At 74.2% G+C, this 19386-nt stretch carries 19 protein-coding genes; 10 read left to right on the top strand and 9 right to left on the bottom strand.

Going from position 1 to position 19386, the window contains the following annotated elements:
• Positions 1–6: 6 nt before the first annotated feature.
• From ACFQZY_RS05345 to ACFQZY_RS05365, 5 genes are all read right to left on the bottom strand, one after another.
• Positions 7–672 carry a protein-L-isoaspartate O-methyltransferase gene (locus tag ACFQZY_RS05345; protein WP_377413532.1) on the bottom strand — a complete coding sequence of 222 codons (666 nt, stop codon included), beginning with the start codon at positions 670–672 and terminating at the stop codon, positions 7–9.
• A 46-nt stretch (positions 673–718) separates the two neighbouring features.
• Positions 719–3874: an efflux RND transporter permease subunit gene (locus tag ACFQZY_RS05350; RefSeq protein ID WP_377413534.1), complete on the bottom strand. Its 3156-nt coding sequence runs from the start codon at positions 3872–3874 to the stop codon at positions 719–721.
• A gap of 21 nt (positions 3875–3895) precedes the next feature.
• Positions 3896–5020, bottom strand: a complete 1125-nt coding sequence (locus ACFQZY_RS05355) for an efflux RND transporter periplasmic adaptor subunit (RefSeq protein WP_377413536.1) — start codon at positions 5018–5020, stop codon at positions 3896–3898.
• Positions 5017–5676, bottom strand: coding sequence for a TetR/AcrR family transcriptional regulator (locus ACFQZY_RS05360; protein ID WP_377413538.1), 660 nt, complete (start codon positions 5674–5676; stop codon positions 5017–5019). The genes ACFQZY_RS05355 and ACFQZY_RS05360 overlap by 4 nt, the downstream gene beginning before the upstream one ends.
• 69 nt (positions 5677–5745) lie before the next feature.
• On the bottom strand, positions 5746–6525 hold the full coding sequence (locus tag ACFQZY_RS05365) for a YdcF family protein (RefSeq protein WP_377413540.1): 780 nt from the start codon (positions 6523–6525) through the stop codon (positions 5746–5748).
• 53 nt (positions 6526–6578) lie between these two features.
• Here ACFQZY_RS05365 and msrA point away from each other — a divergent pair, with 53 nt between their 5' ends.
• The 5 genes from msrA to ACFQZY_RS05390 all read left to right on the top strand — a co-directional run bounded on the left by msrA (position 6579) and on the right by ACFQZY_RS05390 (position 11130).
• Positions 6579–7118: a peptide-methionine (S)-S-oxide reductase MsrA gene (msrA, locus tag ACFQZY_RS05370; RefSeq protein WP_377413542.1), complete on the top strand. Its 540-nt coding sequence runs from the start codon at positions 6579–6581 to the stop codon at positions 7116–7118.
• A gap of 45 nt (positions 7119–7163) precedes the next feature.
• Positions 7164–7595: a hypothetical protein gene (locus tag ACFQZY_RS05375; protein ID WP_377413544.1), complete on the top strand. Its 432-nt coding sequence runs from the start codon at positions 7164–7166 to the stop codon at positions 7593–7595.
• 79 nt (positions 7596–7674) lie between these two features.
• Complete coding sequence (locus ACFQZY_RS05380) at positions 7675–9690, top strand: TonB-dependent receptor (protein ID WP_377413546.1); 2016 nt, start codon at positions 7675–7677, stop codon at positions 9688–9690.
• Between the two features lie 64 nt (positions 9691–9754).
• Positions 9755–10705, top strand: a complete 951-nt coding sequence (locus tag ACFQZY_RS05385) for an AEC family transporter (protein WP_377413549.1) — start codon at positions 9755–9757, stop codon at positions 10703–10705.
• Between the two features lie 71 nt (positions 10706–10776).
• Positions 10777–11130 (top strand): hypothetical protein, encoded by a 354-nt coding sequence (locus ACFQZY_RS05390; protein WP_377413551.1) that lies wholly within the window; start codon positions 10777–10779, stop codon positions 11128–11130.
• 34 nt (positions 11131–11164) lie between these two features.
• On the opposite strand, the gene pdxH is transcribed toward ACFQZY_RS05390, so the two are convergent.
• Positions 11165–11824: a pyridoxamine 5'-phosphate oxidase gene (gene pdxH / locus ACFQZY_RS05395; protein WP_377413553.1), complete on the bottom strand. Its 660-nt coding sequence runs from the start codon at positions 11822–11824 to the stop codon at positions 11165–11167.
• Between the two features lie 24 nt (positions 11825–11848).
• On the opposite strand from pdxH, the gene ACFQZY_RS05400 reads away from it, so the two are divergent.
• On the top strand, positions 11849–12421 hold the full coding sequence (locus tag ACFQZY_RS05400; RefSeq protein WP_377413556.1) for an NTP transferase domain-containing protein: 573 nt from the start codon (positions 11849–11851) through the stop codon (positions 12419–12421).
• Here ACFQZY_RS05400 and ACFQZY_RS05405 read toward each other — a convergent pair.
• On the bottom strand, positions 12390–12995 hold the full coding sequence (locus tag ACFQZY_RS05405; RefSeq protein ID WP_377413558.1) for a gamma-glutamylcyclotransferase: 606 nt from the start codon (positions 12993–12995) through the stop codon (positions 12390–12392). The genes ACFQZY_RS05400 and ACFQZY_RS05405 overlap by 32 nt on opposite strands.
• A 136-nt stretch (positions 12996–13131) precedes the next feature.
• On the opposite strand from ACFQZY_RS05405, the gene edd reads away from it, so the two are divergent.
• The 3 genes from edd (at position 13132) to ACFQZY_RS05420 (ending at position 16032) form a co-directional block, all read left to right on the top strand.
• Positions 13132–14973 carry a phosphogluconate dehydratase gene (gene edd / locus ACFQZY_RS05410; RefSeq protein ID WP_377413560.1) on the top strand — a complete coding sequence of 614 codons (1842 nt, stop codon included), beginning with the start codon at positions 13132–13134 and terminating at the stop codon, positions 14971–14973.
• Entirely contained in the window at positions 14964–15608 is a 645-nt protein-coding gene (gene eda / locus ACFQZY_RS05415) for a bifunctional 4-hydroxy-2-oxoglutarate aldolase/2-dehydro-3-deoxy-phosphogluconate aldolase (RefSeq protein WP_377413562.1), read from the top strand. Before edd ends, eda begins: the two co-directional genes overlap by 10 nt.
• Before the next feature lie 91 nt (positions 15609–15699).
• A complete protein-coding gene (locus ACFQZY_RS05420; protein WP_377413564.1) occupies positions 15700–16032 on the top strand; it encodes a hypothetical protein in 333 nt (110 codons plus the stop codon).
• 44 nt (positions 16033–16076) lie between these two features.
• Here the strand turns inward: ACFQZY_RS05420 and ACFQZY_RS05425 are convergent, their stop codons facing one another.
• A complete protein-coding gene (locus tag ACFQZY_RS05425; RefSeq protein ID WP_377413566.1) occupies positions 16077–16499 on the bottom strand; it encodes a universal stress protein in 423 nt (140 codons plus the stop codon).
• Between the two features lie 67 nt (positions 16500–16566).
• On the bottom strand, positions 16567–17010 hold the full coding sequence (locus ACFQZY_RS05430) for a universal stress protein (protein WP_377413568.1): 444 nt from the start codon (positions 17008–17010) through the stop codon (positions 16567–16569).
• Between the two features lie 82 nt (positions 17011–17092).
• On the opposite strand from ACFQZY_RS05430, the gene ACFQZY_RS05435 reads away from it, so the two are divergent.
• Complete coding sequence (locus ACFQZY_RS05435) at positions 17093–19384, top strand: heavy metal translocating P-type ATPase (RefSeq protein WP_377413570.1); 2292 nt, start codon at positions 17093–17095, stop codon at positions 19382–19384.
• Positions 19385–19386: the final 2 nt, after the last annotated feature.

Below are 19386 nucleotides of genomic sequence, written 5' to 3' on the forward strand. Positions count from 1 at the left end.
CGGGGCTCAGAACGAGAAGCGCGAGGGCTCGGAGAAGCCCTGCAGGCGCGGCGCCACCGTGTCCCAGCGCTGGGCGGTGGTGTAGGCGGTCTCGCCGGTGCGGGTGACCAGGGTGGCGCGCATCATCGGCTCGCTGCCCACGATGGCGATCAGGCGGCCGCCGACCTTGAGCTGGGCCAGCAGGGCCTGGGGCACCTCGGCCACCGAGCCGCTGAGCACGATCACGTCGAACGGGGCTTCGCCGGCCAGGCCCTTGGCGCCGTCGGCCACGCGCACTTCCGCGTTCTCCACACCGGCCTTCTTCAGGTTCTCGCGGGCCTGGGCGGCCAGCTGCGGGTCGAGCTCGAGGGAGATCACCGAGCGGGCGCGGCCGGCCAGCAGGGCCGCCATGTAGCCCGAGCCGGTGCCCACTTCCAGCACCTTCTCGTGGGGCTGGGGCGCGACGTCCTGCAGCAGGCGGGCCTCGACGCGGGGCGCCAGCATGCTCTTGCCGGGGGCCAGCGGGATCTCCATGTCGACGAAGGCGAGGGCCTTGTGCGCCTCGGGCACGAAGTCCTCGCGCTTGAGGACGGACAGCAGCTCCAGCACCTGGGGGTCCAGCACGTCCCAGGGGCGGATCTGCTGCTCGATCATGTTGAAGCGGGCTTGTTCGATGGACGCGGGCAGGGTCATGGTGTGTTCTCGATCAGGGAGGGTCGGGAAGGCCTGGATTCAGGAGTCAACCCGCGATTTTAGGAGGCGCGGGTGAACGGCCTGCAAAGCGCCGGGCCCAGGCGGCGAAGTCGTCCAGCAGGCAGTAGGCCACCGGCACCACCACCAGGGTGAGCAGGGAGGAGGTGATGACCCCGCCGATCACTGCCTGGCCCATGGGCGCGCGCTGCTCCGCGCCCTCGGACAGGGCGAACGCCAGGGGCACCATGCCGAAGACCATGGCCAGCGTGGTCATGAGGATGGGGCGCAGGCGCACCCGCGCCGCCAGCAGCAGGGCCTCGGCCCGGTCCATCCCCTCGGCGCGGGCGCGGATGGCGAAGTCCAGCAGCAGGATGGCGTTCTTGGTCACCAGCCCCATCAGCATGACGATGCCGATCACCGAGAACATCGAGAGGGTGGAGCGGAACATCATCAGCGCCAGCACCACGCCGATCAGGGTCAGGGGCAGCGAGGTCATGAGGGCCAGCGGCTGCAGGAAGCTGCGGAACTGGCTGGCCAGGATCATGTAGATGAAGATCACCGCCATCGCCAGCGCGGAGACCGCGTAGCCGAAGGACTCGGCCATGTTCTTGGTGGAGCCGCCGAACTGCCAGCGGTAGCCCGGGGGCAGGGCGATGCCCTCCAGCGCGGCGCGGATGTCGGCCGAGACCTCGCCCGCCGAGCGGCCGTAGGCGTTGGCGCTCAGGGCGACCTCGCGGGACAGGTCGCGCCGGTTGATCTGGTGGGGGCCGGTGGCCTCGCGCACCGAGGCCACCTGGCCCACCCGCAGCACGCGGGGGCTGCCGTCGGCCGCGGCGCCGGCCACCAGGGGCAGTCGCTCGAGGTCGGCCGGGGTGCGGCGCGCCTCGGGAGCCAGCCGCACGTTGACGTCGTAGGTCTGGTCGTCGGGGGCGCGCCAGTTGCCGACGGTCTGGCCGGCCACCAGGGTGCGCAGGGGCGAGGCCACCTGGGCGACCGACAGGCCCAGGTCGCTGGCCAGGTCGCGGCGCACCGCCACGTCGACGGTGGGCTTGTCGGGCTTGAGGCTGGTGTCCAGGTCCACCAGGCCGGCGATGGGGCGCAGGCGCTCCATCGCCAGCTGGGAGAGGCGGCCGAGTTCGCGCAGGTCCGGCCCCTGGATGGACAGCTCGATCTGCTTGTTGCCGCCCACCGAGTCCAGCAGGCCGGCCTGGGTGACGGTGATGCCCGGCACCGAGCGCAGGCGCTCGCGCAGCGCCGCGGCCATCTGGTCGACGCTGCGGGTGCGCGCCTTGCGGTCCACCAGCCGCACGTAGACCGAGGCGTAGATCTTGCCCTGGGCCGCGCCGGTGTTGATGGTGGCCACGGTGTAGCGGGTCTCGGGGAACTCGCGCAGGATGGCGTCGACCTGGCGGGCCTTGGACTCGGTCAGCTCCAGCGAGGAGCCCACCGGGGTGTTGAAGTTCACCGTGAGCTCGGAGTAGTCGGCCTTGGGAACGAACTCGGTGCCCACCAGCCCGAGCATCGCCACGCTGGCCGCGAAGATCGCCAGCGCGCCGAGGACCGTGGCGAGCTGGTGGCCCAGGGACCAGCGCAGGATGGACTGGTAGGCGTCGGCCAGGCGCTCGGTGCCGCGGTCGAAGGCGCCGGTGACCCGGCCGATGGTGCGCTCGTACAGCGTGCGCGGCGCGTGCGGGTGGCGGTGCGCCTCGATCTCCGGGTCATGCCACACCGAGGACAGCATCGGGTCCAGCGTGAAGCTCACGAACATCGAGATCAGCACCGCGGCCACGATGGTCACGCCGAACTCGTGGAAGAACTTGCCGATGATGCCGCCCATGAATCCGATCGGCAGGAACACCGCCACGATGGAGAAGGTGGTGGCCACCACGGCCAGCCCGATCTCCTGCGTGCCCGAGAGCGAGGCCTCGTAGGGCCCTTTCCCCATCTGCACGTGGCGCACGATGTTCTCGCGCACCACGATCGCGTCGTCGATCAGCAGGCCCACGCACAGCGACAGCGCCATGAGCGTCACCATGTTCACGGTGAAGCCGAAGGCGTGCATGAACAGGAAGGTGCCGATCAGGGCGATGGGCAGCGTCAGCCCGGTGATGACGGTGGAGCGCCAGGAGTTGAGGAACAGGAAGACGATCAGCACGGTGAGCACCGCGCCCTCGATCAGGGTCTGGCGCACGTTGGCCACCGAGACACGGATCGGCCGGGAGGCGTCGATGATGGGCTCGAGCCTGACGCCCGGCGGCAGTTGCGGGCGCATCTCGCGCAGCACCGCGTCCAGGCCGTCGACCACCTGGATGGTGTTCTCGTCCTGCGCCTTTTGCACCGACAGCAGCAGCATGCGCTGGCCGTTGTACAGCGCCAGGCTCTCGACCTCGGCGGCGCCGTCCACCACCCGCGCGACCTGGCCGAGGTAGACCGGCACGCCGTTGCGCCGGGCGACCACCAGCCGCGCGAAATCCTCGGGCCGCTGCAGGCGCGCCTGCAGCTGCACCACCCGCTCCTGGCCGGCGTTGCGCAGGGCGCCCACGGGCTGGTCCTGGTTCTCGCCGCGCACGGCGGCCACCACCTGCTCGGGCGTCACGCCCAGGGCCTCGAGGGCCGCGGGGTTGAGGTACAGGTTGATTTCGCGCTCGGTGCCGCCCACCAGCGAGACCGAGCCCACGCCGCGCACGTTCTCCAGCCGCTTCTTCAGGACCTGGTCGGCCCAGTTGGTCAGCTCGATCGCCGACATGGCGCGGCCCGACCCGGGGTCCGGCAGCACCGCCACCGACCACACGGCGCGGCTGGCCGGGTCGAAGCGCAGCACGCGCGGCTCCTTGACCTCCTCGCGCAGGGTGGGGCGCACGGCCGCCACCTTCTCGCGCACGTCCTCGGCGGCCTTGCGGCCCTCCACCGTGAGCTGGAACTCGATGATCACCACCGACTGGCCCTCGTAGCTGCGCGAGGTCAGGGCGTTGAGGCCGGCGATGGCGTTGACCGCCTCCTCGATCTTCTTGGTGACCTCGCTCTCCACGATCTCGGGCGAGGCACCCGGGTATTCGGCGGTGACCACCACCACCGGGAAGTCGATGTTGGGGAACTGGTCGACCTTCAGCCGCTGCAGCGAGAACAGGCCCAGGACGACGAGGGCCAGCATCACCATCGTGGCGAAGACGGGGTTGCGCAGGGCGACGCGGGTGAACCACATGGTGCGGGGTGCCTGGGCGCTTCAGGGCGCGGGGCGGGTGAACCGCACCGCCGTGCCTTCGCGCAGCGCGCCCACATGGCCCAGGAGCACCGAGGCGCCCTCGGCCAGCCCGTCCACCGCCACCAGCGCCTCGCCGGCGCGCTCGCCGCGCGCGCCCGGCGTCACCGGCCGGTGCACCACCCGGTCGCCCTCGACCAGCTGCAGGTAGGGCGCGGGCTTGTCGGTGCGCAGCGCCGACAGCGGCACTGCCACCGCCCGGGTGCGGCCGGCGGCGATCTGCCCCTGCGCGAACAGGCCCTGACGCAACCCCGGCGCGGGCGCCACCGTCAGGTAGACCGGCACGCTGCGGGTGCCCGCCAGCGCGCTCGGATTGATGCGCGCCACCGTCGCCGTCACCGGCTGCGGCAGGCCTTCGATGGCCAGCTGCGCGGCCTGGCCGGGCCGCACCCGCACCGAGTCGGCAGCGCTGACCGTGCACTCCAGCTCCAGGCGCGAGGGATCGACGATCTCGAGCACCCGGGCATCCACCGCCAGCCGCTCGCCCGGCTGCGCCAGCCGCTGCGACACCAGGCCGGCGATGGGCGCGACCAGGGTGGTGTCGTCCAGCGCCTTGCGGGCCGAGTCGACGGCGGCCAGTGCCGCCTGGTGCGTGGCCGACGCTCCGGCCAGCGTGCTCTGCGAGCTCTCCAGCGCGGTGCGGGAGATGAAGCCCTGGTCCACCAGGGCCTGGTTGTTGTCGTACTGGCGCCGGGCGATCTCGACCTGGGCGCGCGCCGCGTCGGCCTGCTCGCGCGCCTGGCGCAGGCGGGCCTGGGCCTCGGTGGGGTCGATGCGCGCGAGGGTCTGGCCGGCGCGCACCGCATCGCCCTCGCGCACCGCCAGCCCCTGCAGCTCACCGGCGGCGCGGGCCTTCACGAAGGCGCTGTTGACGGCGCGCAGCGCGCCGGTCACGGGCAGGCCCAGCGTCAGTTCGGCGGTTTCGGCGCGCACCACGTCGCCTGCAGCCAGCTCGACGACGGCTTCGGCCCGCGGCGCGGAGGCCGGGGCCGACGGGCCGCCGGCGCCTTGGCGCGCGCGCAGCGCCGCGCCGGCGGCGGCCAGCACCAGGAGGGCCACGGCCACCCGGGCCAGGGTCTTGCGGGTCATGGGGATTCCTTGGCGGGCAGCGACAGGCCCAGGATCAGGATGTCGGCCAGCATATCGATGAAGCGCTCGGGGTCCATCGGCCGGTCGTCCGGGACGCAGACGCTGGTCGAGTGCCGGCTCAGCATTAGGTAGACCATGGGGCCGATCACGACATGGATGGCGTGGTCCAGGTCCACCGGGCGGAACTCGCCGCGGTCGATGCCGCGCTGCAGGACGCGGCGCACCAGGTCCTGTCCCGGCCGCACCACCTCGCGCTGGTAGAACTCGGCCAGCTCCGGGAAGTTGCGGGCCTCGCTGAGCATGAGCTTGGTGATGCCGCAGGCCCGGGTGGCCCCGATGCGTTCCCACCAGCTGCGCAGGCAGTGGCGCACCATGTCGGCGGTCGGGCCGGTATAGGTGGCGAACTCGGCGTCCCACTCGGCCATGCGGCCCGCGATGGTCTCGGACACCACCGCCTTGAACAGGTCCACCTTGCTCGGGTAGTAGATGAACAGCGTGCCCTTGGAGACGCCGGCCCGGGCTGCCACCTCTTCGACCCGGGTGGCCGCATAGCCCTTCTCCACGAACAGCTCCAGCGCCGCGCCCAGCAGCTCGCCGGGGCGCGCCTGCTTGCGGCGCTCACGCTTGACGTGGCCGTCGTCGGCCGGGGTGTCCATGGGGTGGGGCTGGGGGGACTGGGTTACTGACTGGCGGGTTATTAATGTAGCCAGCCGGCCCTGCCAGCGTCAAGGTGGCGAGAGGCGGAGGTACTGTAAGGCCAACCACTCCCGCAGCACCTGTCGCGAGGCCGACAGGCCGTAGGCGGTGGGCAGCCATTCCAGGGCCGGGCGCTCCTGGGGGAAGGGCAGGCCGGTGGGCGCGGGCAGCACCTCGAAGCCGGCGGCGCGCAGCTCGATCGTGGCGCGAGGCAGGTGCCAGGCGTCGCTGACCAGGGCGATGCGCCGCACGCCGCCCGCCGCACGCGGGCGCAGCAGCTCGGCCAGGCGCTGGGCGTTCTCCCGGGTGTCGCGCGAGCGGTCGTCCACCCAGCGCAGCTCCACGCCGAAATCGCGCCGGGCGGCCATGCGGGCGGCCTCGGCCTCGCTGGCCAGGCTGCGGCCCGACCAGCCCATGCCGCCGGCGAAGGCCAGCGGCAGGCCGGTGGCGCGCGCCAGCCGCGCCCCCTGGCGCAGCCGCCCGAGGGTGGCTGCGGAGGGCTGGGGCTCGCCGTATTCGGGGGCCTGCGCCAGCACGCCGCCGCCCAGGACCACGATGGCCTGGGTGCGGTGGCGGGCCAGGTCGGCCAGGCCGGCGGGCGGGGGCGGCGGCACGAGGTGGCGTGACAGCTGCAGCGCGATGCCATGGGTCGACAGGGCCCACAACGCCGCCAGCCCGAACGCCACCAGCGCCAGGCCGAGCCGGCGCCAGGCGATGCAGAACACCAGCCCGAGCAGGGCGAGCAGCAGGGGGCCGGCCGGGGGCAGGAGCAGGGCCGAGAGGAGTGCCTTGTAGTCGCCGGCTTGCATGTGGGGGGGATGGTAGCGATACAGTGCCGGTCTGCGAATCAAGATCGACCCTCATGAGCTCACTCCAGACCCTGGTCCTCGGCGGCGGCTGCTTTTGGTGCACCGAAGCCGTCTATGTGAAGGTGCGCGGCGTGGCCGACGTGGAGTCCGGCTACTGCAACGGCCAGCTGGCCCGCCCGACCTACGAGCAGGTCTGCACCGGCGCCACCGGCTGCGTGGAAGTGGTCAAGCTGACCTATGACCCGGCGCAGGTCTCGACCCGCCAACTGCTGGAGATCTTCTTCGCCGTCCACGACCCGACCCAGTTGAACCGCCAGGGCAACGACCTGGGCACGCAGTACCGCAGCGGCATCTACTTCACCACGCCGCAGCAGCAGGCCGAGGCCGAGGCGCTGGTCGCCGAGCTGCAGCGCGAGGACGCGTTCGGCGCGCCCATCGTCACCGAGGTGCTCCCGCTGGCCGACTACTGGCCGGCCGAGGACTATCATCAGGACTTCTTCGAGCGCAACCCCTACCAGGGCTACTGCCTCGCGGTGGCGGCGCCCAAGGTGGCGAAGTTCCGCCGCGCCTTCGCCGACCTCGCCCGCGACTAGTCGCCCCACCGATCCCGCGCCGACCCCGCGACTGCTCCTTCCGCCATGCGCCTGCCTGCCGCACGCACTGCACGACCCGCGCAACGCGCCCAGCCCGCCCCGGCCCGACGGCCCGGCGGCGCGCGCGCCTGGGCCGCGGGGCTGCTGCTGGCCTGCCTGCTGCTGGCGCAGGCGCTGGCCCTGGTGCACCGGGTGGTGCACGTGGCGCCGGGCGCCGCGGCGCACTCGGCAGCCCCCGTGGCCGCGGCGCATGCGGACCCGGCAGCGGCGTCGTCCCTGGCCCGCCTGTTCGCCGGCCATGCGGACGACGCCGGCTGCCGCCTCTACGATGCCCTGGCCCATGACGGCCTGCCCTGGGCGGCGCCCGTCGCCCCGGCCCTGGCCGTGGCCCTGGCGCTGCCGCCGGCCGCGCCCGCCGGGTGCGTCCCGGCCCTTGCCACGGCCTTCGACGCGCGCGGCCCCCCGGCGCTGAACTGAGCCCCCGAACGCCAGGCCGCCGCACGACCCCCGGGTCCGTGCGGCCGGCCTCGTCTCATCGCCAGTTTCATTCCGCGCCATGTCCCATCCAAGAATTCCCTTTTCCCGCGGCGCCCTCGCCGCGGCCCTGGCCTGCCTGGGCCTGCCCGCTGCCGCACAGCCGGCCGCCACCCTGCCCGAGGTCACCGTCACCGCCAACCCGCTGCGCAGCGCCGAGCGTGTCTCCCCCGTCGACCGGCTCGAAGGCCCCTCCCTGACCCTGCGCAGCCAGGGCAGCCTGGGCGAGACGCTGGACCGCCTGCCCGGCGTCTCCAGCACCTACTTCGGCCCCGCCAGCAGCCGCCCCGTGATCCGCGGTCTGGACGGCGATCGCATCCGTCTGCTGCAGAACGGCGGCGCCAGCCTCGATGTCTCCGGCCTGAGCTTCGACCACGCCGTGCCGATGGACCCGCTGGCCGTCGACCGCATCGAGGTCCTGCGCGGCCCGGCCACCCTGGTCCATGGCGGCAGCGCCCTGGGCGGGGTCGTCAACCTGATCGACAACCGCATCCCGCAGGAGCGCCTGCGGGGCGTGACCGGCCGCGTCGATGCCGGCCTCGCCAGCGGCTCGCGCGAGCGCCGCGGCGCCGCGATGGTCGAGGGCGGCAACGACCGCTACGCCCTCCACGTCGATGCCTTCAGCCGCCACGCCGGCGAGGTGCGCGTGCCGGCGGCCCTGGACTGCGAGCAGGCCGGGGCGGCCCGCACGGCGCGCCGCATCTGCAACTCGCAGGCGCGCGCCGACGGCGGCGCCATCGGCGGCACCGCCTTCTTCGAGCGCGGGCAGCTGGGCGCCTCGGTGGCCAGCTACCGCAGCGGCTACGGCTCGCCCGCGGAGGACGAGGTCACCGTCGGCATGCGCTCGGACCGCTACGCCTTCGACGGCCAGTGGCGCCCCGCCGCCGGCCTGGTGGAGCAGGTGCGCGTGCAGGGCAGCCGCACCGAGTACCGCCACACCGAGTTCGACGCCGGCGCGCCCGGCACCGTCTTCCGCAATGACGGCAGCGACCTGCGCGTGGAGGCGCGCCACCGGCCGCTGGGGCCGCTGTCCGGGGTGGTCGGCCTGCATGCCGAGGCCTCGCGCTTCGCCGCCGAGGGCGACGAGGCGTTCGCGCCGCCGAGCCGCACCCGCCAGCGCGCCGTCTTCCTCTACGAGGAGCTGGCGACCGGGTGGGGCCGGCTCTCGCTGGGCGCGCGGCGCGAGTCGGTGCGGGTGGCCTCGCCGGGCGCCGAGGGCATCGACCGCTTCGTGCCCGGCGAGCGCGCGTTCGCGCCCCGGGCCTTCGCGGCCGGCGCGCTGTGGCGCCTCACGCCCGCCTGGCAGCTCACCGCGAACCTGGCGCGCAGCGAGCGCGCGCCGCGTGACTACGAGCTCTTCGCCAACGGCCCGCACGTGGCCACCGGCGCCTGGGAGCTGGGCAACGCCACCCTCGGCACCGAGCGCTCCACCAACCTGGACATCGGCGCGCAGTGGCGCGACGGGCCGCAGCACGCGCGCGTGGCCCTGTTCGCGAACCGGTTCGACCGCTTCATCGCGCTGCTGCCCACCGGCTCGCAGCGCACCGACGACGGCGGCGAGCCGATGCCCGAGTACGCCTACCAGGGCGTGCCGGCGCGCTTCACCGGCCTGGAGGCCGCCGGCACCGCCCGCCTCGCGCAGCGCCCCGGCACCTGGGACCTGGAGTGGCGCGGCGACCTGGTGCGCGCCAGCCGGCGCGACACCGGCGAGCCGCTGCCCCGCATCGCCCCGGCCCGCGTCGGCGCCACGCTGGCCTGGAGCCTCAAGCCCTGGGGGGCGCGCCTGGGCTTCGACCACGCGGCCCGCCAGGACCGCGTGCCGGCCGGCGACCGGTCCACGCCGGCCTACACGCTGTGGCATGCCGCGCTCACCCGCAGCTCCCGCGCCGCCGGCGCCGAGCTGCTCTGGTACGCGCGCCTGGACAACGCCGCCGACCGCCTCGCGTACAGCGCCAGCTCCATCCTGACGCAGACCGCGCCGGGCCGGGTGCCGCTGCCGGGGCGCAGCCTGCGCGTGGGGGTGCGGGCGGACTTCTGACCCGCGCCCGGGCGGGAGGCGGGCGGCCGATAGACTCGGGCCCTTTCGCCGAGCCCGACCGCCCGTGGACCACCCCGTCATCGCCGCCCTCCTGCCCGTCCTCGGGGTCATCGCCGTCGGCCTCCTCGCCGGCCGCCGGCGCTGGGTGGGGCAGGCCGGCGTGCGGGACCTGTCGAACCTCGTCTTCCTGGTCCTCACGCCCTGCCTGCTGTTTCGCACCATGAGCCGGGTCCAGGCGCAGGCGCTGGACTTCACGCCGGTGGCGGCCTACTTCGCCGGCGTCGGCGTGGTCTTCGCCGCCACGCTGGCGGCCCGCGGCATCAACCGGCGCGCCACGGTGCTGGCCCTGGCCGCCACCTTCAGCAACACCGTGATGATCGGCATTCCCCTGGTCGGCCTGGCCTTCGGCGAGCAGGGGCTGGTGACGCTGTTCACCCTCTACACCCTGCACACCGTGGTGCTGCTCACGCTGGCCACGCTGCTGATGGAACTGGCCGCCCAGCGCGAGGCGCGCGCGGCCGAGGGCGGCCCGCCGCTGCGGGCGGCGCTGGCCACCGCGGTGCGCAAGTCGCTGCTGCACCCGGTGCCGCTGCCGATCCTGGCCGGGCTGGCCTTCGCCCAGACCGGCCTGGCCCTGCCTGCCGTCGTCGACAAGCCGCTGCAGATGCTCGGGTCGGCCCTCGGGCCGATGGCGCTGCTGCTGGTGGGCCTGAGCCTGGCCCACCTGAAGCTGGCGCGGGAGCTGCGCGGTGCCCTCGGCCTGGTGCTCGCCAAGAACCTGGTGATGCCGGCGCTGGTGGCCGCTGCCGGCGTGATGCTGGGCGTCACCGGGCTGCCGCTGGTGGTCGTGGTGGTCGTCGCCGGCCTGCCGGCGGGCGCCAACTCGCTGCTGTTCTCGCAGCGTTACCAGGTGGCCGAGGACCAGGTCACGGCGACGGTGGGACTGTCCACCCTGTGCTCGCTGGCCACCGTGCCCCTGGTGATGGCGGCGGCGACCTACCTGGCCGGGCGATGACCGCCTGCGCCGGGCGCGCGGCGGGCCGCGCCCGCGCTTGAAACGTCCCGGCGCCTGCCTACGATGGGGCCATGGGTCCCTTCCGCTTCCGTCGCGTGCCTTGCCTGCTGGCGCTGTCGGCCCTGCTCGGGGGCGCGCTGGAGGCCGCCGCCGAGCCGGCGCCGCAAGGCGTCCTGGCGGATTGCGGCGGGACGCTGGCGCCGCCCGATCCCTGGTCGGCCCGGGAGGCGGCCATCGCCGCCTACGCCCGGGTGCCGCCGGCCTGCCTCAGGTCGCTGGTGCGCGCGTGCAGCGAGGCGGCGGCCGCGTCCTTCCTGGACGGCGGCACCGCGGCGGTCTGTTCGGTCCGCTACGAGGCGCTGCTGCGGCACGGGTTCGGCGGCGATTTCCGCGCGCTGCTGGCGTGGTGGCACGAGGGGCGTTGAGGCGCGCCGGGGAACGCCGCGGGCGAGGACCGCCTCAGGGTGCCAGGCGCTCGCGCACCCAGCTCCCCGCGGGTTGGCCGTCCTGCTGCCGGTACCGCAGCCGGTCATGCAGGCGGCTCTTGCGGCCCTGCCAGAACTGCCACTCCTGCGGCACCAGGCGGTAGCCGCCCCAGTGCGGAGGGCGCGGCGGGTTCAGCAGGAACTGCGCGCCGTACTTCGCGGCGTTGGCCACCAGCACCGAGCGGCCGGTGATCACCTGGCTCTGGGGGCTGGCCCAGGCGCCGATGCGCGAGTCCAGCGGCCGGCTGTGGAAGTAGGCGTCGCTCTCCTCGGCGCTGGTCTTCTCCACCCGGCCCTCGATGCGCACCACGCGCTCGAGCTCGACCCAGTGGAATTGCAGCGCCGCGAACGGGTTGCCCGCCAGCTCGAGGCCCTTGCGGCTCTCGTAGTTCGTGTACCAGACGATGCCGCGCTCGTCGTACCCCTTCACCAGCACCACCCGCGTGCTGGGACGCAGGTCGCTTCCGACGGTGGCCACGGTCATCGCGTTGGGCTCGGGGACCTGGGACTTGATGGCCTCGGTGAGCCACTGGTCGAACTGCTTCAGCGGGTCGGCGTGGCTGGCGTCCTCGCTCAGCTCGGCGCGCTCGTAACTCTTGCGAAGGTCGGCCAGTTCTCGGGCGGTGGTGCTCATGGCGCTCGATATTACAGTCGGCGCATGACCGAGACCGCGAGCGCCACCTCCCCGCAACCCGTCGTGATCGTGCTGGCCTCGGGCCGCGGCGAGCGCTTCGCCGCCTCGGGCGGCACGGTGCACAAGCTGCGCGCGCCGCTGGAGGGGGTGCCGGTGCTGGAGCGAACCCTGGCCGCCGTGCGCGCCAGCGGGCTGCCCTGGCACCTGGAGGATGCCGGCCACCCCGGCATGGGCGACTCCATCGCCGCCGCCGTGCGCGCCACCCGCGGCGCGCCGGGCTGGCTGGTGCTGCCCGGCGACCTGCCCCTGGTACAGCCGGCGACGCTGCGCGCGGTGGCCGCCGCGCTGGCCGGCGCGCCCGCGGTGGTGCCGGTCTTCGAGGGCCGGCGCGGCCACCCGGTGGCCTTCGGCCCGGCCTGCGGCGCGGCGCTGGCCGGCCTGTCGGGCCCGCAGGGCGCCGCGGCCGTCCTGCGGCCGCTGGCGGTTCGCGAGCTGCCGGTGGACGACATCGGCTGCGTCACCGACATCGACACGCTCGACGACCTCGCCGAGGCCGCGCGCCGGCTCAGGACCCGCGGTCCGGGCGCGCCAGCCTGACCAGCCGCTCCAGGTGGCGGTCGCGGATCTCCAGCCGCCGCAGTTCCTCCAGCGTGCGCTCGGCGTACTCCAGCGTGGTGCCGTAGCGGCCGCAGGCCGTGGCGAAGATGCGGCGGTACTCCTCGTCGCTGAGGGTGCCGGTGTGGTTGGGGCTGCGCCGCGAGAGCGTGAAGGCCAGCGCGGTCACCGGGCCGTGCGGCGTGGTGCAGGGCAGCCAGCGCGGGTCGTACACGCCGGTGGGCATCTCGCGCGCCCACAGGCGCGTGAGCTCCCCGGCGGCCACCGCATGCGGGATGCGCACCACCATGCCCTGGCAGCTGCCGCCTGAGAGCAGGCCCAGCACCAGCCCCGGGCACTCGGGCGTGCCGCGGTTGACGCGGCTCCACATCTTGAGGGCGCGGTGCCAGCCGTGCACCCGCGCGGCGCGGCGCTCGGTGAACTCGACGTCGGGCTTCCACAGCAGGGAGCCGTATCCGAACAGCCACAGGTCGCTGTGCCCGCCCCATTCGCGCAGGGCGCGTTCGAGCATGGCCGCGGGGTCGCGGTGGGGCAGGGGGGCAGGCAGGGGTCCCATGCGCAAAACTGTAGCAAGCCCGGTCCCCGGTGCCGAGGCCCGGCGCGGTGCGTCGTTCGTAACCTGTTCGTAACCCCGGGGCGTCCGCACGAGGGTGTAGCGACTACCATGCCCCATTGCTGAAAACGTCACACCCATGAGCCTTCATCCCGTGGTGGCCGCCGTCACCGACCGCATCCGCGAGCGAAGCCGCGAAGCCCGCGAGGCCTACCTGGCGCAGGTCGACGCGCTGGCGAACCGCCCCCGCGGCAGCGACCGACTGGGCTGCGCCAACGTCGCCCACGCCTTCGCCGCGCTGCCCTCCAGCGACAAGTTCAAGGTGGTGGCCGAGCGCGCGCCCAACATCGCCATCGTCACCTCCTACAACGACATGCTGTCGGCGCATGCCCCGTTCGCCGGCTACCCCTCGATCATCAAGGACGAGGCCCGCCGCCACGGCGCCACCGCCCAGGTGGCCGGCGGTGTGCCCGCCATGTGCGACGGCGTCACCCAGGGCACGGCCGGCATGGAGCTGTCGCTGTTCTCGCGCGACGCCATCGCCCAGGGGACGGCCATCGGCCTGTCGCACGACGTCTTCGACGCGGCGCTGATGCTCGGCATCTGCGACAAGATCGTTCCCGGCCTCCTGATCGGCGCGCTGCACTTCGGCCACCTGCCCACCGTCTTCGTGCCCGCCGGCCCCATGGCCAGCGGCCTGTCCAACAGCGAGAAGGCCAAGGTGCGCGAGCAGGCCGCCAAGGGCGAGGTCGGCCGCGAGGCCCTGCTCGACGCCGAGCAGAAGGCCTACCACGGCCTGGGCACCTGCACCTTCTACGGCACCGCCAACAGCAACCAGATGCTGATGGAGGCCATGGGCCTGCACGTGCCGGGCACCGCCTTCGTCCACCCGGCCGACGACCTGCGCGAGCACCTCACCCGCGAGGCGGTGCGCACCGTCCTGGGCATCACGAGACAGCAGCACTTCACCCCGATCGGCCGGCTGGTCGACGAGCGCTGCATCGTCAACGCCATGGTGGCCCTGATTGCCACCGGCGGCTCGACCAACCACCTGATCCACTGGGTCGCGGTGGCCCGCGCCGCCGGCCTCACCATCGACTGGGACGACTTCGCGCAACTCTCCGCGGTGGCGCCGCTGCTGGCGCGCGTCTACCCCAATGGCAGCGCCGACGTGAACCAGTTCCAGGCCGCCGGCGGCCCCGGCTTCGTGATCCGCGAGCTGATGGACGCCGGCCTGATGCACGACGACGTGGCCACCGTGCGCCCCGCCGGCCTGCGCGAGTTCGGCGCGGTGCCCTCGCTCGATCGCGGCGCGCTGCGCTGGACGCCCACCGGCCCCAGCGGCGACGAGTCCGTGGTGCGCCCCGTGGCCGCCCCGTTCTCGCCCACCGGCGGCCTCAAGCTGCTCGAGGGCAACCTGGGCCGCAGCGTGATCAAGGTCTCGGCCGTGCCCGAGGACCGCCACGTGGTCGAGGCGCCCGCCCGCGTGTTCGACAGCCAGGAAGCCCTGATGGCCGCCTTCGACAGCGGCGAGCTGGCCCGCACCTGCGAGGCCAACGGCCATGGCGGCCTGGTCTGCGTGGTGCGCTGGCAGGGCCCGCGCGCCAATGGCATGCCCGAGCTGCACAAGCTCACGCCGCCGCTGGCGGTGCTGCAGGGGCAGGGCTTCCGCGTGGCGCTGGTCACCGACGGCCGCATGAGCGGCGCCTCGGGCAAGGTGCCCGCCGCCATCCACGTCAGCCCCGAGGCCGCCTCGGGCGGCCCGCTGGCCCGCCTGCGCGATGGCGACGTGGTGCGCCTGGACGCCGTCGCCGGCACCCTGCAGGCGCTGGTGGCCGAGGCCGACTGGGCCGCGCGCACGCCCGCCACGATTCCCGCCGCGCAGCACGCGGCCAACCAGGTCGGCCTGGGCCGTGACCTGTACGCGAATTTCCGGCGCAACGCGCTGTCCGCCGAAGAAGGAGCCTGCACATGGCTGTGACCACCGACTCGCTGTCCGCCCTGCAGGTGATGCAGGACGCTCCCGTCATTCCCGTGATCGTGCTCGAGGACGTGGCCCAGGCCGTGCCGCTGGCGCGCGCGCTGGTGGAGGGCGGCATCCGCATGCTGGAGGTGACCCTGCGCACGCCCGCGGCGCTGGCCTGCATCGAGGCGATCGCGCGCGAGGTGCCGGGTGCGGTGGCCGGCGCCGGCACGGTGCGCAGCGTGGCCGATGCCCGCGCCGCCCGCGACGCGGGCGCCCGCTTCGCGGTGAGCCCCGGCTACACCCAGGCCGTGGGCCGCGCCTGCCGCGAGCTCGGCCTGCCGCTGCTGCCCGGCGTGGCCACCGGCAGCGAGATCATGGCCGCCGCCGAGGATGGCTACACCGAACTGAAGTTCTTTCCCGCCATGCAGGCGGGCGGGCCGGCCATGCTCAAGGCCTGGAGCGGCCCGTTCACCGACACGCGCTTCTGCCCCACCGGCGGCGTGTCGGCGGCCAACGCGAAGGAGTTCCTGGCGCTGCCCAACGTGGTGTGCGTGGGCGGCTCCTGGCTCACGCCGGCCGACGCGGTGAAGCAGGGCGACTGGGCGCGCATCACCCAGCTGGCGCGCGAGGCCGCGGCCCTGCGCGCCTGACGCCCGGCGTCACCCGGCAGGCTGGCCGCCGCCTGCCTGATCGTGGTCAGAATGAACTATAAATCGCTCCTCGGCGCGAAGGAGCGATGATATGGCATGGCATCTCGGGCGGGTGGCTGCGGGTTTCGGCGTGGTGATCGGGGCCGGCCTGGCGCAGGCGGCGCCGGCGGACGAGGAGTTCGGCGAGGCCGCCAACCTCTATCGCGCCGAGCGGATGTTGGCGGCCTATGCGCGCTTCGTGGCGCTGGCCAACCGCGGCGACCGGGACGCCGCCCGCATCGCGCTGTTCATGCACCGCTACGGCCCCACGCTCTATGGCCGCTACTGGGATGCGCAGGTGGACGAGGTGGAACTGTGGACCCGCCTCGCCCAGCAGCCCCAGGGGCGCACGCCGCCCGCGTACCGGCCGCCCCGCCAGCACTGAGGGGCCGAGCGCGGCGCGGCGGCTGCGGGTCGCGCCCGCGGCCCTTACTTGACCAGCATCACCGGCACTTCGGCACCGGTCACCACCTTCTGGGCGACGCTGCCCAGGAGGGCGCGACCCAGGATGCCGTGGCCGTGGGTGCCCATCACGATCATGTGGGCCTTGGCCTTCTTGGTGGCCTTGAGGATCTGCTCGTCGGGCACGCCGACCGAGGCTTCGCAGCGGAACTTGATGTCGTGCTTGTCCAGGAACTTGCGGATCGGGGCCAGCACCTTCTCGGACTCGTCCTGCTGGTACTCCTTGACCACGTCGGCGCCGACGGCGGTGCGCACGCGCGGGGGCAGCTGGGGCTGCACGTTCAGGACGATGACTTCGTCGTCGGGGCCGGCCAGGCTCTCGTGGGTCACGAGGAAGGCGAGGGCTTTCTTGGTGTACTGGCTGCCGTCGGCGGCGAGGACGATCTTCATGGAGTGTGTTCCTTGCTGTTGTTGTCGATGGGGTTGGTCCTGGCCCGGATGGTACCGTCAACGCGCGTCAGCGCAGCACGAGCACCGGGATGGCGCTGTGCGTGAGGACCTTCTGGGTCTCGCTACCCAGGAGCATGCGCCGGACGCCGCGGTGCCCGTGGGAGGCCATGACGATGAGGTCGCAGCCGTGCTTGCGCGCGGCGGCGAGCACCGCGTCGGCGACATGGTCCGAACGCGCCAGCACGCCGCGCGCCGCCACGCCCAGGGCGCCGGCGGCCTCGACGACCCCGTCCACCACGGCCTGGCCGCGCGAGCAGCCCTCGTCCTCGATGCGCGCGACTTCCTCCGGCGGCATGGAGTCGCGGCCCTCGAACAGGCTCAGGGGATAGTCCGGCACCACGTGCACCGCCACCAGGCTCGCGCCGGTGCTCGCGGCCAGCCCGATCGCGGCCTGTTCGGCCTTGCGCCCGAGCGCCGAGGCGTCGGTGGCGACGAGGATGCACTGGTACATGGTGAAAGCTTATCGCCTGCGGCGGCTGCTGGCGTTGATGCCAGTCAATCCCGCGGCCTGCCGGATGGGGTAGCCTCCGGCCATGGCGTCTCCTGCCCCGCTGGCCCCGTCGTTCCCGTCCGCTGCCGAGGCGCCTGCCGATGCGGCCTGGGCGGCGCTGGACGACGCCGCCGAGTGGTCCGCGTTCGGGCGGCCGCTGCCGGGCCGCGAGGGCTGCTGGGAGTCGTACCTGGCGATCGAGGGCATGCACTGCGCCGCCTGCACCCTGGCGGTCGAGGACGCGCTGGGCCGCGTGCCCGGGGTCGAGGCCGTCGAGGTCAATGGCCCGGCCGCCACCGCCCGCGTGGTCTGGCATGCGGGCCAGGCCCGGCCGTCCCAGTGGCTGGCCTCGCTGCGCGCCGCGGGCTACGGCGCGGTGCCCGCCGGCGACCTGCTCGACGCCGAGCCGCGCCGCCGCGCCCAGCGCGTGCTGCTGTGGCGGTGGCTGGTGGCCGGCTTCGGGATGATGCAGGCCATGATGTACTCGTGGCCGCTGTACATCGCCGCGCCCGGCGACATCACGCCCGACATCGAGGCCCTGCTGCGGTGGGGCGCCTGGATGATGACGGTGCCGGTCATGGTGTTCTCCTGCTGGCCCTTCCTCGCCGCGGCGCTGCGCGACCTGCGCCATCGCCGCGTCGGCATGGACGTGCCCGTCGCCCTGGGCCTGGCCATCGCCTTCGCCGCCAGCACCGCCGCCACCTTCGACCCGTCCGGTCCCTGGGGCCGCGAGGTCTGGTACGACTCGGTGACCATGTTCGTGTTCTTCCTGCTGTCCGGCCGCCTGCTGGAGCAGCGCCTGCGTGACCGCACCGCCGGCGCGCTCGAGGCCCTGATGCGGGCGCTGCCGGCCAGCGTCGAGCGCTGGGCCGAGGTTGCCGGCGCCTGGGAACGGGTGCCGGTGCGCCGGCTGGCGGTGGGCGACCGTGTGCGGGTGCTGCCCGGCGAGGTGTTTCCGGCCGACGGCCTCGTGGAGGCCGGCGAGAGCCGGGTCGACGAGGCCCTGCTCACGGGCGAGTCGCAGCCGCTGGCGCGCCGTCCCGGCGACGCCGTGATCGCCGGCAGCCACAACCTGGCCGCCTCGCTCGAAGTGCGGGTGGAGCGCCTGGGCGAGGACACCCGTTACGCCGGCATCGTCGCCCTGATGGAGCGCGCCTCGGTGGACAAGCCGCGCCTGGCGCGGCTGGCCGACCGCATCGCCAGCCCCTTCCTGCTGGCGGTACTGGCCGCCGCCGCGGTGGCGACCGCCTGGTGGTGGCCCTCGGGCCCGGCCCACGCGCTGTCGGTGGCCGTGGCGGTGCTGGTCGTGACCTGCCCCTGCGCCCTGTCGCTGGCCACGCCGGCCGCCATGCTCGCCGCCGCCGGCGCGCTGGCGCGGCGCGGCGTGCTGGTGCGCCAGCTGCAGGCGCTCGACGGGGCGGCCGCGGCCGACACCGTGGTGTTCGACAAGACCGGCACCCTCACGCGCGACGCCATGGGCGTGGCCGCCACCCGCTGCCGCGAAGGCGCCGACCCGGCCGAGGTCCTGGCCGCGGCCGCCGCCCTGGCGGCGCATTCCCTGCACCCCGCCTCGCGGGCCCTGGTGGCGGTGCACCCCGCGCCGGTGGCGGTGGCCCAGGCGGTGCGCGAGCACCCGGGCGAGGGCCTGGAGGGCCGGCCGGCGGCGGGTCCCTTCGCCCGGCGCCTGCTGCGCCTGGGGTCGGCCGCCTTCTGCGGCGCGCCCGCGCAGTCCGGTGATTCGGCCCAGGTGCACCTGGCCGACGAATCCGGCTGGATCGCCAGCTTCGACCTGGCCGAGACCCTGCGCCCCGACGCCGAGGCCGCGGTGCGCGCGCTGCGCGCCCTGGGGCTGGAGGTGCGGCTGCTGTCCGGGGACCGTGCCCCGGCGGTGCAGCGCCTGGCGGCGCGCGCCGGCATCGACCACTGGGATGCCGGCTGCAGCCCCGAGGACAAGCTGGCCCGGGTGCAGGCGCTGCAGGCCCAGGGCCGGCGCGTGGTGATGGTGGGGGACGGCATGAACGACGGCCCCGTGCTGGCGCGCGCCGACGTCTCGGTGGCGATGGGCGAGGGCGTGCCCCTGGCCCAGTCGCGCAGCGACGTGGTCGCCCAGGGCGGGCAGTTGTCCGCGGTGGCGACCCTGGTGGCGCAGGCCCGGCGCACCCGCGCGGTGGTGCGCCAGAACCTGGCCTGGGCGGCGGTCTACAACGCCGCCTGCGTGCCGCTGGCCATCGCCGGCCTCATGCCGGCCTGGCTGGCCGGCCTGGGCATGGCGGCCAGCTCCCTGCTGGTGGTGATGAATTCCGCGCGCCTGGCTGGCGTGCCCTCCGTGGAGTAGGC

Origin of the sequence: Ramlibacter sp. GCM10027632 (assembly GCF_042675325.1) — a bacterium.
Classification (GTDB): domain Bacteria; phylum Pseudomonadota; class Gammaproteobacteria; order Burkholderiales; family Burkholderiaceae_C; genus Ramlibacter.

Coding starts and splice junctions, on each gene's coding strand:
- ACFQZY_RS05345 (WP_377413532.1), bottom strand. CDS start 672: ATGACCCTGCCCGCGTCCATCGAACAAGCCCGCTTCAACATGATCGAG.
- ACFQZY_RS05350 (WP_377413534.1), bottom strand. CDS start 3,874: ATGTGGTTCACCCGCGTCGCCCTGCGCAACCCCGTCTTCGCCACGATG.
- ACFQZY_RS05355 (WP_377413536.1), bottom strand. CDS start 5,020: ATGACCCGCAAGACCCTGGCCCGGGTGGCCGTGGCCCTCCTGGTGCTG.
- ACFQZY_RS05360 (WP_377413538.1), bottom strand. CDS start 5,676: ATGGACACCCCGGCCGACGACGGCCACGTCAAGCGTGAGCGCCGCAAG.
- ACFQZY_RS05365 (WP_377413540.1), bottom strand. CDS start 6,525: ATGCAAGCCGGCGACTACAAGGCACTCCTCTCGGCCCTGCTCCTGCCC.
- msrA (WP_377413542.1), top strand. CDS start 6,579: ATGAGCTCACTCCAGACCCTGGTCCTCGGCGGCGGCTGCTTTTGGTGC.
- ACFQZY_RS05375 (WP_377413544.1), top strand. CDS start 7,164: ATGCGCCTGCCTGCCGCACGCACTGCACGACCCGCGCAACGCGCCCAG.
- ACFQZY_RS05380 (WP_377413546.1), top strand. CDS start 7,675: ATGTCCCATCCAAGAATTCCCTTTTCCCGCGGCGCCCTCGCCGCGGCC.
- ACFQZY_RS05390 (WP_377413551.1), top strand. CDS start 10,777: ATGGGTCCCTTCCGCTTCCGTCGCGTGCCTTGCCTGCTGGCGCTGTCG.
- pdxH (WP_377413553.1), bottom strand. CDS start 11,824: ATGAGCACCACCGCCCGAGAACTGGCCGACCTTCGCAAGAGTTACGAG.
- ACFQZY_RS05400 (WP_377413556.1), top strand. CDS start 11,849: ATGACCGAGACCGCGAGCGCCACCTCCCCGCAACCCGTCGTGATCGTG.
- ACFQZY_RS05405 (WP_377413558.1), bottom strand. CDS start 12,995: ATGGGACCCCTGCCTGCCCCCCTGCCCCACCGCGACCCCGCGGCCATG.
- edd (WP_377413560.1), top strand. CDS start 13,132: ATGAGCCTTCATCCCGTGGTGGCCGCCGTCACCGACCGCATCCGCGAG.
- eda (WP_377413562.1), top strand. CDS start 14,964: ATGGCTGTGACCACCGACTCGCTGTCCGCCCTGCAGGTGATGCAGGAC.
- ACFQZY_RS05420 (WP_377413564.1), top strand. CDS start 15,700: ATGGCATGGCATCTCGGGCGGGTGGCTGCGGGTTTCGGCGTGGTGATC.
- ACFQZY_RS05425 (WP_377413566.1), bottom strand. CDS start 16,499: ATGAAGATCGTCCTCGCCGCCGACGGCAGCCAGTACACCAAGAAAGCC.
- ACFQZY_RS05430 (WP_377413568.1), bottom strand. CDS start 17,010: ATGTACCAGTGCATCCTCGTCGCCACCGACGCCTCGGCGCTCGGGCGC.
- ACFQZY_RS05435 (WP_377413570.1), top strand. CDS start 17,093: ATGGCGTCTCCTGCCCCGCTGGCCCCGTCGTTCCCGTCCGCTGCCGAG.